General features: G+C 69.3%; 13 protein-coding genes. 4 read left to right on the top strand and 9 right to left on the bottom strand.

Annotated elements, in window-relative coordinates; genetic code table 11:
* Positions 1-70 precede the first annotated feature (70 nt).
* Together AR539_RS16790 and AR539_RS16785 are read right to left on the bottom strand one after the other, a co-directional pair.
* Positions 71-1267, bottom strand: a complete 1197-nt coding sequence (locus AR539_RS16790; RefSeq protein WP_066439408.1) for an NAD(P)/FAD-dependent oxidoreductase — start codon at positions 1265-1267, stop codon at positions 71-73.
* Between the two features lie 4 nt (positions 1268-1271).
* Positions 1272-1490 (bottom strand): DUF2945 domain-containing protein, encoded by a 219-nt coding sequence (locus AR539_RS16785; RefSeq protein WP_066439407.1) that lies wholly within the window; start codon positions 1488-1490, stop codon positions 1272-1274.
* Positions 1491-1631: 141 nt separating this feature from the next.
* On the opposite strand from AR539_RS16785, the gene AR539_RS16780 reads away from it, so the two are divergent.
* Positions 1632-2423 carry a GOLPH3/VPS74 family protein gene (locus AR539_RS16780; RefSeq protein ID WP_066440123.1) on the top strand — a complete coding sequence of 264 codons (792 nt, stop codon included), beginning with the start codon at positions 1632-1634 and terminating at the stop codon, positions 2421-2423.
* Positions 2424-2493: 70 nt separating this feature from the next.
* Here AR539_RS16780 and AR539_RS16775 read toward each other — a convergent pair whose 3' ends face one another.
* The 4 genes from AR539_RS16775 to AR539_RS16760 form a co-directional block, all read right to left on the bottom strand.
* Entirely contained in the window at positions 2494-4047 is a 1554-nt protein-coding gene (locus tag AR539_RS16775; RefSeq protein ID WP_066439406.1) for a long-chain-fatty-acid--CoA ligase, read from the bottom strand.
* A gap of 23 nt (positions 4048-4070) precedes the next feature.
* Positions 4071-5267: an acetyl-CoA C-acetyltransferase gene (locus AR539_RS16770; protein WP_066439404.1), complete on the bottom strand. Its 1197-nt coding sequence runs from the start codon at positions 5265-5267 to the stop codon at positions 4071-4073.
* Between the two features lie 41 nt (positions 5268-5308).
* Positions 5309-6565 (bottom strand): acyl-CoA dehydrogenase family protein, encoded by a 1257-nt coding sequence (locus AR539_RS16765; protein ID WP_066439402.1) that lies wholly within the window; start codon positions 6563-6565, stop codon positions 5309-5311.
* Between the two features lie 122 nt (positions 6566-6687).
* Positions 6688-7395 (bottom strand): TetR/AcrR family transcriptional regulator, encoded by a 708-nt coding sequence (locus AR539_RS16760; RefSeq protein ID WP_066439400.1) that lies wholly within the window; start codon positions 7393-7395, stop codon positions 6688-6690.
* A 161-nt stretch (positions 7396-7556) separates the two neighbouring features.
* Here AR539_RS16760 and AR539_RS16755 point away from each other — a divergent pair, with 161 nt between their 5' ends.
* From AR539_RS16755 to AR539_RS16745, 3 genes are all read left to right on the top strand, one after another.
* A complete protein-coding gene (locus tag AR539_RS16755) occupies positions 7557-8435 on the top strand; it encodes a helix-turn-helix transcriptional regulator (RefSeq protein ID WP_066439398.1) in 879 nt (292 codons plus the stop codon).
* A gap of 74 nt (positions 8436-8509) precedes the next feature.
* The gene (locus AR539_RS16750) at positions 8510-9295 is read left to right on the top strand and encodes an ion transporter (protein ID WP_066439396.1); all 786 of its coding nucleotides are present in this window, start codon (positions 8510-8512) and stop codon (positions 9293-9295) included.
* Between the two features lie 35 nt (positions 9296-9330).
* The gene (locus AR539_RS16745) at positions 9331-9702 is read left to right on the top strand and encodes a hypothetical protein (RefSeq protein ID WP_066440118.1); all 372 of its coding nucleotides are present in this window, start codon (positions 9331-9333) and stop codon (positions 9700-9702) included.
* Here the strand turns inward: AR539_RS16745 and AR539_RS16740 are convergent.
* The 3 genes from AR539_RS16740 to AR539_RS16730 form a co-directional block, all read right to left on the bottom strand.
* Positions 9699-10724 (bottom strand): DUF808 domain-containing protein, encoded by a 1026-nt coding sequence (locus AR539_RS16740; protein WP_066439394.1) that lies wholly within the window; start codon positions 10722-10724, stop codon positions 9699-9701. The two genes, AR539_RS16745 and AR539_RS16740, sit on opposite strands and share 4 nt — an antisense overlap.
* A 99-nt stretch (positions 10725-10823) precedes the next feature.
* Positions 10824-12500 (bottom strand): cytochrome b/b6 domain-containing protein, encoded by a 1677-nt coding sequence (locus AR539_RS16735; protein ID WP_066439393.1) that lies wholly within the window; start codon positions 12498-12500, stop codon positions 10824-10826.
* 2 nt (positions 12501-12502) lie between these two features.
* The gene (locus tag AR539_RS16730) at positions 12503-13486 is read right to left on the bottom strand and encodes an electron transfer flavoprotein subunit alpha/FixB family protein (RefSeq protein WP_066439390.1); all 984 of its coding nucleotides are present in this window, start codon (positions 13484-13486) and stop codon (positions 12503-12505) included.
* Positions 13487-13498 lie beyond the last annotated feature (12 nt).

Raw genomic sequence — 13498 nt, 5'->3', positions numbered from 1 at the left:
CGGTGCTGGAAGAGGCGTAGTCCGCTTAGCTTATGCCTGTTGGGCCGTGCCGTCTCCCCGGAGCAGGCGCCTAGGCGCGGCCCTTGAGGATCAGGTTCCAGTAGACCTTGGGGAAGATGTCGCGGTCCACGACCCATGAGGCCCGGCTCTCCTTCCACGTCGGCACTTTCGGAATAGTCGGCTGGGGCCGGTACTGGTCATCGAACTCGGCGAAAACCACCGACGAGCGGGACACTGTGAAGGGGCACACGGAGTACCCGTCGTACTTCTGCGTCAGCGGCTTTCCGTCCCGGGCGGCCACCAGGTTCTTGGCCAGGACCTTGGTCTGCTTCCGCAGCGCACCGCCGGACTTGGAGTTGGTGGTGGCCGCGGCATCTCCCAGGGACCAGATGTTCGGAAATCGGACGTGCCGGAGGGTCTGCGGATCCACGTCCACAAATCCGCCCGGGTCGCCTGGCGCGGGCAGGTCCGTGTCCTTGAGCCAGTCCGGGGCGGACTGCGGCGGCACCGCATTGAGCACGTCGTAGTGCAGCTCCTCGGCCACCCCTGTGGCCGTCCGGATCAGCGCGTTCTGCGCGGGCGCATCCACCGACACCAGTTCACTGTTCAGCCGCAGCTCTATGCCGTACTCCGCGATCTTGCGGTTCAGCTCCTCGTCCACGCCGGGCACCCCGAATACGGTGGGGTAGGGCTGCACCATCACCACCCGGATGTCCTGGAGGACGCCCTGCTCCCGCCAGTAGTCGCACGCAAGGTACATCGGTTTCTGCGCGGCCCCGCCGCACTTGATGGGGCCGGAGGGCATGGTGAAGACGGCTGTCCCGGCCTTCAGCCCGCTGAGCAACCCCCATGCCTTGGCCGCCAGGGCGAACTCGTAGTGGGACGCACCGGCGGGGGAGTGGACAGCGTCCTCCAGGCCCGGGATCTTGTCCCAGTCCAGCTGCAGGCCGGGGCAGACCACCAGATGGCCGTACCGCAGCTGGCCGCCCGAGGCCAGCGACACCGAATTGTTTGCCGGGTCGATGCCCGCCGCGGTGTCCCGGATCCAGTTCACGCCCTCCGGCATGACGGCGTTCTGGGGCCGGACGGCTTCCGACGCCGTAGCCCTCCCGCCGGCGATGTGGGAGAACAGCGGCTGGTAATAATGGGTGTCCCCGGGCTCCACGACGGCCACATTCTTCACCCCATAGCGGCGGAGACGCGCAGCCAAGGAGATCCCGGCGTTGCCGCCGCCGACAATGAGGACTTCATAGTGCTGCCCGGCCACGGAGTTACTTCTTCTCAGTCAGGGCGGAGGCCTTATGCGCGGCCCGGGCGCCGGTCTTGTCGGACTCCACAACGTACTGCGGCTCGTCCTCACTGGCGCGGTGGGTGTTGCCGTCCAGCTCGAAGTCCTTGACCTTCTTCTCCACGATCTTGCCGTGGGTGGTGCCCTGTGGCGTGTTCCATTCCACGGGTGTGCCCTTGCTCAATGACTTGCTCAGTGACATCGGTGCTCCTTGGATAGCCGGCCCCGGCAGTCCGCGCATGGACGGCCTCCGGAGCCTCAATAGTAAGCATGATGATCTTTATTGCGTATCCTCCGCCTGTTTTCCATTGTGGTGGCTGCCCGGCTGCGCCACGATGTTCGTATGGACACTGAAACGCCGACGACGGCGGAGCTGAACCTTCCCCAGGCTTTCCTCCTTCTTGCCACGAACGACGACGACGGCACCCCTGAGGTGCCCATGTTCGCCCTCCGGACCACTCTGGCCGGCGCGATCCTGGCCGAGCTGGAGCTGATCGGCGCCATCGGGCTGCAGGGGAAGCACGTCAGGGCCACCGGCGAGGAGCCGCAGACCGAGCTGCAGCACGAGCTGGAGCTTATCCGCGGGAAATCCCGGCCGCACACGCCCAAGCGGTGGGTCTCCATGCTGGAGGGCCGCGCTGAGATGCAGCGGGTCTACGAGGGGATGGCGGCGCGGGGCATCGTGGAACACGTCGGCGAGAAGCACCTGGGCGTGTTCCGGAGCGTGCGCTACCCGGAGAAGGACCACGCCCCGGAGGCGGCGCTGCTGCAGAAGATTGAAGCGGCACTGGGCCCAACACTTTCGAACCCGGCGCCCTCGAAACCTGCGCCGTCGGAACCTGCGGCAGCCGACGCCACGGCGGCCGCCGCCGGTGCGCCGGACGCCACAACACCCGACGCCGGGGCGGTTCCCCCTGCCGAGGCTGCGGCCGGGGCGCCGGCTGCGGAGGCCCCGGATGCCAGGACCACCGCGCTGATCGCCCTGCTCCAGGCAGCCGGGCTGCTCGGCAGGCTGGTACCGCAGGCGGACAAGGTCCGGGCCAGCGAGCTGGCGAAGGACTACTGGCCTGCCCGTGCGGTGGAGGACGAGCTGCGCATGATCCGGCTGGCGGAGGAAGAGGAACCCGGCATCTGACGGTGCCGGGCATCGCTGAGGGCTGGCGCAACGATCCGCGGGCGCCCGCCCCCACCTTCCCAGGGGGTTGTCAGCCCGTGGCCAGGCTCCGCTTGAGGATCTTTCCGCTCGGCCCGAGGGGGAGCTCCTCGAGCAGCCGGATGACGCGCGGATACTTGTACGCGGCGAGCTGTGAGCTGGCGAACTCGATCAGCCCGGCCTCGGTGGCGGAGGCTCCCGCATCCAGCACGATCGCGGCCGCGACTTCCTGGCCGTGGACCTCGTGCGGGATCCCGTAGACGGCGGCGCTGACCACCTCCGGGTGGGTCAGCAGGATTTCCTCCACCTCGCGCGGGTAGACGTTGTAGCCGTTGCGGATGATCATGTCCTTTTTGCGGTCAACGATGGTGAGGTACCCGTCGTCGTCCTTCGTCCCCAGGTCCCCGGTGCGGAACCATCCGTCGACGATTGCCTCGGCGGTGGCTTCCGGCCGGTTCAGGTAGCCCTTCATCAGCAGGTGCCCGCGGATGACCAGCTCGCCCAGTTCGCCCGCGGGCAGCAGCTCGACGCTTTCGGCCGTTTCGGCGCGGGCGATCTCAATGTCGACACCCCAGATGGCCGTGCCGATGGTGCCGGGCCGGGGCGGGGTGCCGACGTGATTGAACGCAGCGACGGGGGAAGTTTCGGTCAGCCCGTATCCTTCGTGGATGTCGACGCCGAATACGTCCCGGAACTTGTCCATGACGGCCAGCGGGAGGGACGCCCCGCCGGAAATGCCGTAGCGGAGGGCGTCCGGCTGGACGTCCACGGTCTTGGCCGCTTCCAGCAGCGCCACGTACATGGTGGGCACCCCGAGGAAGACGTTCACGTGGTGCCTGGCCAACAGCTGGAGGGCTCCCTCGCCGCTGAAGCGGGGCATCAGCACGATGGTGACGCCCGCCCGCAGCCCGGCGTTGAGGACCACTGTCTGGCCGAAGGTGTGGAAGAGCGGGAGCCCGCCGAAGAGGACGTCGCCCGGTTTGAAGTCCATGACGGACGTCAGGATCACGGACGTCTGTTCCACCAGAGCGAAGTGCGTGCCGAGGGCGCCCTTGGGTTTGCCGGTGGTTCCGGATGTGTACAGGATGGTGGCGGTGTCCGAGGGCCGGCACGGGACATAGGTGGTGATCGGCTCGGCCGCGGCGGCTTCGGCTTCCAGCCGCGGCAGCGGGCCGCCGTCGTCCGGTGCCATCACGGTCAGGAGTTCGACGCCGGCACTGGCGGCGCCGGCGGCGCCTTCCGTCAGGAGCGGCGCGGCGCAGATCAGCATCCCGGCGCCGCTGTCCCGGAGCACGTAGTCGATCTCTCGTGCCTTGAGCAGGGCGTGCACCGGCACCACGATGGCGCCCAGCGACAGGATGGCGTAGTAGACCCGGGCGAAGTCCGGAACGTTGGGGATCAGCACGGCGACGGCGTCCCCTGGCCCGATGCCGCGTGCCCGCAGGGCCCCGGCGTAGGCGCAGGTCCCACGCCAGAGCTCGGCGTAACTGGTTTCCTCGTCCCCGACGATCAGGGCGGTGCGGTCCGGCGTCCGGCGCGCGGACTCGGCCAGGATGGCGGCGACGGAGATGGTGCCGAAGCCCTCTGCGGGGGTGGTGGTGTTCATGGCCTGCTTCTTCGTAGGGATGGTTATGCCTTCAGGATCAGGGCGTCGCCCTGGCCGCCGCCGCCGCAGAGCGCGACGACGCCGGTGCCCCCGCCGCGGCGCTTCAGCGCCAGCGCCTGATGCAGCACCAGGCGGGCGCCCGAGGCCCCGACCGGATGGCCGAGGGCGATGGCGCCGCCCTCGGCGTTGATGTCCTCCGGGTCGAGGCCCAGGTCCTGGGCGGACTGGAGGAGCACGGACGCGAAGGCTTCGTTGATCTCGACGAGGTCGAGTTCCTTCGCGGAGAGGCCTTCACGTTTGAGGGCGAGTTCAATGGCGCGGGCCGGCTGGGAATGCAGGGATCCGTCCGGTCCCGCTGTCTGGCCGTGGGCGCCGATTTCGGCAATCCACTCGAGCCCTGCCGCCTCGGCGGCTGCTTTGCTGGCGATCACCAGGGCGGCGGCGCCGTCAGAGAGCGGGGAGGAGGACCCTGCGGTGATGGTGGCCGTGTCCGCTTTGGAGAACGCGGGACGGAGCTGCGCCAGGGATTCGGCCGTGGTGTCCGGCCGGATACCTTCGTCGTGTTCAAGGGCCAGTGCGGGCCCCTTGCGTTGCGGCACCTCGATCGGGGCGATTTCCTCGGCGTAGACCCCGGCGGCGCGGGCCGCTTCGGCCCGCTGGTGGGAGCGGGCGGCCACGGCGTCCTGCGCTTCGCGGGTGATGCCGCGCTCGGCGTTCCCGGCGTCGGTGGCTTCGCCCATCAATTTGCCGCTGACCGGATCCTGCAGCCCGTCGTGGTTCAGCGAGTCGAGCATCGGAGCCTCCCCGATGACGACGCCGGCGCGGAGCCCGGGGACCAGGTGCGGGGCGTTGGTCATCGATTCCTGGCCGGCCGCAACGATGAAGTCCGCTTCCCCCGCGCGGATCATCCGGGCAGCGTCAATCACGGCGGTGAGCCCGGAGAGGCAGAGCTTGTTGATGGTCACGGTGGGCACGTCCCAGCCGATGCCCGCGGCCAGGCTTGCCTGCCGTGCCGGGCCCTGCCCGGCGCCGGCCTGGATGACCTGCCCGACAATGACCGCGTCGATCTGTTGCGGGGCGACGCCGGCCCGCTCCAGCGCTGAGCGGATGGCGTGCGCGCCGAGTTCGCTGGAGGAGAAGGGCGTGAGGCCGCCACGGAAGCGGCCGAAGGGGGTCCGGGCGCCGCTGAGGATGACGGGGACGTTGGCGTTCTGGTTCAAGAGAGGTCCTTTCGGGGTGGCCGGCGGGGGGACGGGGTGGATCACGCGAAGGCGGAGATGCCGGTGATGCCGCGCCCGATAATGAGCGCCTGCATGGTCTCGGTGCCTTCGTAGGTGTGGATGGCCTCGATGTCGGCCAGGTGCCGGGCGACGCGGTTTTCCAGCAGGATGCCGTTGCCGCCGAGGAGGTCACGGGCATTGGAGGCAATGCCGCGGGCAATGCGGGTACAGGTGTACTTCGCGAGCGAGGCCTGTTCGGGAGTGAGAGCGCCTGCTTCGTCCAGGCGGGTCATCTGGACCACCATCAGCTGCATGGTTGCCAGCTCGCTGAGCATCCGGGCCAGCCGCTCCTGCACGATCTGGGAGGCAGCCAGCGGCCGGCCGAACTGGACCCGCTGCTTGGCATACTGGACCGCGGTTTCGTAGCAGGCGGTGGCATGCCCGACGGCGGACCAGGCCACTCCCAGCCGGGTGGCCAGCAGCACCCGTGCGGTGTCCTTGAAGGTCCTGGCCCCCGGCAGGACGTTCTCCTGCGGGACGAAAACGTTCTCCAGCCGGATGTGGGCCTGCCAGATGGCCCGCAGGGCCAGCTTTCCCTCTATTTTGGTGGCCGAGTAGCCGGGTGAGTCCTGCGGGACCAGGTAGCCGTGAACCTGGCCGTCCTCGCCCCTGGCCCACACCACGCTTACCCCGCCGACAGAGCCGTTGCCGATCCACTTCTTTTCTCCGTTGAGCAGGAAGCCGCCGGCTGTGCCGGTGGCGGTGGATTCCAGCGCCACCGCGTCCGAGCCATGGGTGGGCTCCGTCAGTGCGAAGGCGGCGAATTCCTTGCCGGCGGCGACCGCCGGGAGCCAGCGCTCCTTCTGCCCGGCAGATCCGCACTCCGCGATGGAGCGCAGGGCCAGGCCGCCCTGGACGGCGATCATGGTTGCCACTGAGCCGTCGCCGCGGCTGATTTCCATGTTCACCAGGCCGGCAGCCATTCGGCTCATCGGGGGGAAACCGTCGACGGCGACACCGTCCCGCAGCAAATCCAGCTCGCCGAGGCGCCGGAGCAGGTGGACCGGGTAGTCGCCGCGCTCCCAGTAGCCGTTGATGACCGGAAGGACTTCATCCTGCACAAAGCCGCGGGCCCGGTCCCAGTAGGCGCGGTCGTCGTCGTCGATGCCGGCGAACACGGCGGCGGGGTCCGTGCCCAGGGCATCGGTCAGGACGTAGGCGGGTTCCACGGTGCCGGCGGGAAAGTGGCCTGCTGCTCCGTCAGCGGTGACCCCGGTAGCGGGCGACGTCGTCGTCATGTTCTGTCCTCTGTCTCGGCGCCGGGACCGGTTCGTCCGCGTGCTGTGGCTCACGCCACATCGATCAAGGATGCACTGAAACTGCGTTTCACGTCAAGAAACTCAGTTTCAAATGGTTGGTGTCAGTCCAGGGCGTCGCCGACCGCGCGCAGGATGGCGTCCTTGTCGGCGCCGCCGGCCAGGACCGTCACCACCACGGCCGGGGAGGCGGGCGCCGAGGGGCCGGTGCCGAGCAGTGCCGGCCGGAAGATCCCAGAGAGGGCGCGGAGTTCGTTCGCGAGCTCGGCTGACGTGTCCCGGTCCGCCGTCTCTGCGAGCTGGGCGGGTGCCGTGCGCAGCCACCGCCGGAGGAGCGCGTTGTGCACGGCAACCGCGGCGGCGGCGAAGGCGACGGCCGTGTATTCCCGCGTCCCGGCGTCGGGCAGTCGATCCAGCAGGTGCAGCACAAACGCCCGCTCGTACCGGTGGGAGGTGACCAGCTCCCGGTCCCGGAGCGCCGGCACAGCCTGCATCAGCTCGTAGCGGGCGCGGGATGTTTCCGGGTTCCGCAGGTGGTGGTTGAACACCAGCAGCGCGGCGTCCTCGATCGCTGCGGGCGGCTCCAGCATCGTTTCCGCCAGGCGGTCGGTCACCTGCCGCAGGATCCGCTCGTGGTCCGCGAAAACCACGTCCTCCTTGGACCCGAACTTCCGGAAGAAGGTGCTGCGGCTCATGCCCGCGGCATCTGCGAGGTCGTCAACCGACGTTGCGTCATAGCCCTGTTCGGCCAGCAGCCCGATAGCGGCGGCAGCGGGCCCGTCGGCGGCGTGGCGTGTCGGGTGCGAGATCATGCGCCGAAATGTAGCACAACCGGCGGGGCCGGCTTCTCCGGTCCGGCCTGCCTTAGGGACGGGCAGGATCCCTCCCCGCCTCGGCGGCGCCAGCGAGCCTCCCTTCAGGGGTATACCGGGAGGGGACCCTTTGATCCCGCGCGGCGGTCTACCCTTGAACGATGGATAACCGGGCTGAAGTGCGTGAGTTCCTGATGTCCCGCCGTGCACGGCTCACGCCGGAGGAAGCGGGCCTCGCGGCGGGCCCGAACCGTCGGGTGGCGGGGCTGCGGCGCAGCGAAGTCGCGCTGCTGGCCGACGTCAGCGTGGAGTATTACGCCAAGCTGGAGCGCGGCGCCATCGCCGGGGCGTCCGCGTCCGTGCTCGAATCCCTCGCCCGCGCCCTCCGGCTCGACGACACCGAACGGGCGCACCTCTTCGACCTTGCCCGCACAGCCGACGGCATCCCCACCTCCGGCCGGCCGCGCCGGCGCGCCACCGCCCAGTCCGGAGCGGCGCGGCCCAGCCTGCACTGGGCGCTGGACGCTTTCACCGAGGGCGTCGCCTTCGTCCGCGACCCGTACCAGAACGTCCTCGCGACAAACGCCCTGGGCCGAGCCTTCTACTCGCCGGTGATCGGCGACGGCGGCCGCACCCCCAACCTGGCCCGGTTCCAGTTCCTGGACCCGGCCTCCCGCGACTTCTACCCCGACTGGGAGCTGTTCGGCGAGATGTGCGTCGGCGTCATGCGCGCCGAAGCGGGCCGGGACCCGCACGACCGCACCATGCAGGACCTGGTCGGAGAGCTCTCGACACGCAGCGAGACATTCCGCGCCCTGTGGGGAGCGCACAATGTGCGCACCCACGGCACCGGAACCAAACGTTTCAACCACCCCGTGGCCGGCGAACTCACGCTGGCCTACGAGGAACTCGCCATCACCGCGGAGCCCGGCCTGGTGATGCTGGTCTACACCGCCGAGCCCGGCTCGCCCTCGGCGGAGCGGCTCCGCCTCCTGGCGAGCTGGGCCGCCAGCGGGGCCACGGCTGTCGAACGGCACTAAACCACCGGCTGACCGAGCCGGGGTGGTCGAAAAAGGTGTCGGCTACGGAGCTGCCTGCGTGCCAGAATCCTCACATGAATAAGGAACGCAGTGAACTGAAGAGCATCGGTTACGAGATCTTCATCGGCATCCTTTCGATCCTGTCGATCGTAAATCTCGTGCTCTTGTATGTTGTGCAGGACAGGTCGCTCGATACGGTGCTCACGGTGATGAATGGCATTTTCAGCGTGATATTCGTTGCCGACTTCCTCTACCGGATCATCACCGCGCCCTCGGCGGGCGCATATTTCTTCAGGCACTTTGGCTGGGCCGACCTGGTGGCCAGCGTGCCTTTGGCGCAGTTCAAGATCCTGCGCCTCTTCCGGATGGTCCGGGTCTACCGGCTGCTCCGCGGTGTCGGTACCCGCAGCGTCCGCCGTGCGCTCATCAGAGACCGGGCCGGTAGCTCCCTGTATGTGCTGCTGCTCATGGGAATTTTCGTGCTGGAATTCGGAAGCCTCATCATCCTCCGCGTCGAGCAGAACGCTCCGGGAGCGAACATCACCACCGCCTCGGACGCCATTTGGTACACGGTCGTCACGATCTCCACGGTGGGATACGGGGACCAATACCCGGTCACCGAAGCTGGCCGTCTGGTCGGGACAGCCGTCATCGTCGTCGGTGTCGGGATCTTCGGCACCTTCACCGGCTACCTGGCCAACTTCTTCCTGTCTCCCAGGAAGAAAGACTCCGCACCGCCCGTCTCTGCCACGGACACGAGCGCCTCCACGGTTGAAGGGCTTCGCCTGAGCCTCGAAGAGTCTGAGGCCAAGCTTGCCGAAATCAGAAAGCTGCTTGCCGGGCCAACACATTCCGGCTGATGGCGCAGCAGCAGGCCGGGTGCCAGACTTCAGCAATGGAGCCCATGGATTGCCTCATCATGTACGTGCCCACTGACGCTGCGCCCGCCGTGCGGCAGGCGATCGGCGACGCCGGCGCGGGCCGGCTGGGCAACTACTCGCACTGTTCGTTCAGCGCCGAGGGCACCGGGCGGTTTACGCCGCTGGCGGGCGCGACGCCGGCCATCGGCGCCGTCGGGTCCCCCGAGGAAGTTCCGGAGACCCGGATCGAGGCCATCTACCCGCGCTCCGGGCGCAACGCCGTCGTCGCCGCCGCCCTGGCAGCGCACCCCTACGAGACGCCGGCGTTCATGACCTTTCCCGTCGACACCAGCCTGCCGGAGGGAGCCGGCACGAGGCCTGAACCCTTCCCCGGGGGCAGGGGCTAGGGGGAGGGGTCGGCTTTGTGTTTCTCCGGCGCATCGCCGGTCACCGTGGCGCGGGCATCGCCGGCGTCGTGGCCGGCCTTCTTCTTGCCGAACGGCAGCACCTTCATCAGCGGCTGCACGATGGCCATGACCACAAGGCCCCAGGCGAGCCCGAGGACGGCCGAGCACAGGGTGTTCACAAGCCAGGCCAGCGAGCCGCCGACCACCGGGATCCCGGCGACGGGGTGCTCCAGGAGGTGGACCAGGTCGTAGGGTGCGTGCCAGCCGAGGTCGTAGGCGCCCTGCAGCATGATGTGGCCGCCCACCCACAGCATGGCGATCGTTCCGACGAAGGTGATGGCGGCCAGAACCTTGGGCATCCCCCGGACCAGCATTTCGCCGAAGCGCTTGGAGCCCGCGGAGTCCTTGGTGGTGAGGTGAATGCCAATGTCGTCCATCTTGACGATGAGGGCAACGGCGCCGTACACCAGCACAGTGATGGCGATCGCCACGGCGACGAGGATGAACGCCCGGACCCACAGGGACTCGTTTGCCACCTCGTTCATCGAGATGACCATGATCTCGCAGGACAGGATGAAGTCGGTGGTGATGGCGCCCTTGGTGACCCTGGCCTCGGCCTCCGGGCCCCGGTCCACCGCCGGCGAATCCTCCTCGGCCTCGTGGTGGCCGCGGAGCTTGTGCCAGACCTTCTCGGCGCCCTCGTAGCAGAGGTACGTGCCGCCCGCCATGAGAATGAACGGGATGGCCCCCGGGAGGAACGCGCTGATGAGCAGCAGTGCCGGCAGGATGATCAGCAGCTTGTTCCGGAGCGAGCCCCAGAAGATCTTCTTGATCATCGGCAGTTCGCGGGACGGGTCCGCCCCGGAGACGTACTGCGGGGTGACGGCGGCGTCGTCAATGACCACGCCAGCGGCCTTGGCTCCCGCCTTCGCCGCTCCGGCCGCGACGTCGTCCACCGAGGCGGCGGCGATCCTGGCCAGCGCCGCGACGTCGTCCAGCAGGGCTACAAGACCGCCGCTCACAGGTCGCTCCCGCAGTGCGTGAGGGCGGACGGCTGGGCGCGGTGGCCTCGGTCAAGGCGCGTGAATGGCATGTTCGGAATTATACGGTGGGGCCGCCGCCTAACGGCTGCTCACCTGCCCGAACCGCTTGGCGATGGGTGCCAGCACCAGCGGCCGGGCGGCGTACCACGCGGCTGCGGTGACGGCGATGGCGGCGGCGAAGAGCCAGAACCCCACCCAATTCACCTCGTCGGTGCCGGCGAACATGTGGTTCAGGTTGCGCAGCGCGCCGGTGGCAAACACCAGAAACACGTGGATGATGATGAACAGCACAAAGAACAGCATGGTGGGGAAGTGCAGCGCCCGCGCCGCCTCCACGGGGTAGATCCGGTTCAACGTCTTCGCGTCCTTCGGCCAGAACTCGCTCATGCGCGCGCCCGTGACCGCCGCCAGCGGGGCAGCGATGAACACCACCACGAAGTACATGAGCTGCTGGAGGCTGTTGTAGTTCACCCAGCCGTTCTCCACCGGCCAGTCCAGCGTCATGTACTGCAGGAGCGCGGAGAGCGCGTTCGGGAACACCTCCCAGCTCGTGGGCACAATCCGCATCCAGTGGCCGGAGGCAAACAGCAGCACCGCGAAAATGAGGCCGTTGGCCAGCCACAGAACATCGAGCGACTGGTGCAGCCACAGGGTGATGCTGATCTTCTTGCCGCCGCCCTTCGGCGTCCAGTACGCGGGCGGCTTCTGCTGCGTGCGCACCTGGTAGCCGGAGCGGATGATCAGCACCATCAGGAAGAAGTTCAGGAAGTGCGTCCACTGTGCCCACCACGGGAAGCCCGGCTCCGCGGTCTCGGGGAGGTGGTATTCGCCAGGGTACCGCTCAAGGAACTCCGGCACACCCGGCAGTGTGGTCACGCCGCGCGCGGCAAGGACCAGGATCGCTGCGGCGGCCACGGCGCCGAGTGCGAGGAGCACCACGCGCTTGATCCACTGGCCCAGGGTTCGGTTGCCGTAGAGCCTGGGTTCCGCTTTGGGTTTTGCGGGCGGTACGACGGCGGCGGGCCGGGCGGCGGGTGCTGCCGGCGGTGCCGGGGCGGCCGGCTCCTTCGCAGGCGCGGGGGCGGCCGGCTGCTCCGCAGGTGCCGGGGTGATGGTTGCTGCCGGCGCGGGTGATGCTGCGGGCGCGCTCGCGGCGGCCGGCTCCGCCTCGGGAACAGCCTCCTCCTTGGGAACAGCCTCCGCCGGGGTGGCGGCCGGGGCAGTCGCTTCGGGAGCCGCCGGGACGGCAGCGGCGGCCGGAGCAAAAGCTGCCGCTGGGGCGAGCCCGGCGGGCGGCCATGGTTCGCCGCCGGGGACGCGGGGAAGCCCGCGGCGCAGCGGAGTCGTTCCCGCCGTCGCCGTCGAGATGGCGGGCGCGGCAGAGGGTGCAACTGCAGGCGCCATCGCTGCCGTTGCTTCCGGAGTTTCGGCGGGAGTTGCGCTCGGCGCCGGTGGTGCGGCGGCTGCTGGCGCGGGCGCTGCCGCAACAGCGGAAGCTCCGGACAGGGGTGCTGCCGATACCGGGGCCGCGCCCGCGGGCGGCCACGGCTCGCCGCCGGGGACGCGCGGCAGGCCGCGGCGGAGCTGTCGCGGCGCGGCGGTGACCGGCCCTTCCTTGGCAAGAGGCGCCGTCGGGGTGGCCGGTCCTGCTGTTTCCGGAACGAGGTGTGCGGGGGCCTCACCCGCGGGCGGCCAGGGCTCGCCGCCCGGGACGCGCGGCAGGCCCCGCCGGATGGCCCGAGACAGAGTAGCCATCCTTACTTCTTCCGGGCCTCAAGGGCGCTGATCAGCTGGGGGACCACTTTGAACACGTCGCCCACCACACCGAAGTCGGCGATCTCGAAGATGGGTGCGTCCCCGTCCTTGTTGATGGCGACGATGGTCTTCGAGGTCTGCATGCCGGCCCGGTGCTGGATCGCACCGGAAATGCCGAGCGCGACATACAGCTGGGAGGACACGGATACCCCGGTCTGGCCCACCTGGTGCGCCGACGGGATGTAGCCGGCGTCCACCGCGGCGCGCGAGGCTCCCACGGCCGCCCCGAGGGTGTCGGCGAGCTGGCCCACGAGGGCAAACTGCTCCTCCGAGCCCAGGCCGCGGCCGCCCGCGACCACCTTGGCGGCACCGCGCAGCTCCGGCCGCGAGGAGGCCGCCACCACTTCCTCGAACGAGTCGATCCGGGCCGCCGGTTTCCCGGAGGGCGTCACGGCCAGGGTCTCGGATGCCTCCGGCTGGGCCGTGGCGCGCGCCTCGATGGAGCCCTGGCGGATTGTGATGACCGGCGCCCCGAAGGTGGCCGTTGCGGTCACGTTGTACGCGCCGCCGTAGACGGAGTGGTGCGCAACCACGCCCTCTTCATCGCGGGAGACGCCCACCGCGTCCACGCATACCGCTGCGCGTGCCCGGGCCGCGTACCGGCCGGCGAGGTCGCGGCCGTTCAGCGAATGCGACAGCAGGATTGCGTCCGGCCGCACCTGCTCCGCCGCGGCGGACAGTGCGTCCACGCCCGGCACTCCCAGCACGGACGGATCCGAGGTTTCAGCGATCAGGACGCGCGCGGCACCCAGGGCCGCGGCCTCCGCGGCGGCGGCACTCCCTGCGCCGGGCGCAGCCAGGACCAGGGCCACCGGCGTGCCGGCTGCGGCGGCAGCGCCGAAGAGGCCGGCAGCAGCCTTCTCAAGTTCGCCGGACCCCTGGGCTTCGACGACGACGAGGATTGCGTCACGAGGATAGTCAGTCATGATCGGTGTTCC

Origin of the sequence: Arthrobacter sp. EPSL27, from assembly GCF_001512305.1 — a bacterium.
GTDB lineage: Bacteria > Actinomycetota > Actinomycetes > Actinomycetales > Micrococcaceae > Arthrobacter.
The sequence above is the reverse complement of the archived record's forward strand: the minus strand, read 5'-3'. Positions and strand labels throughout refer to the sequence as shown.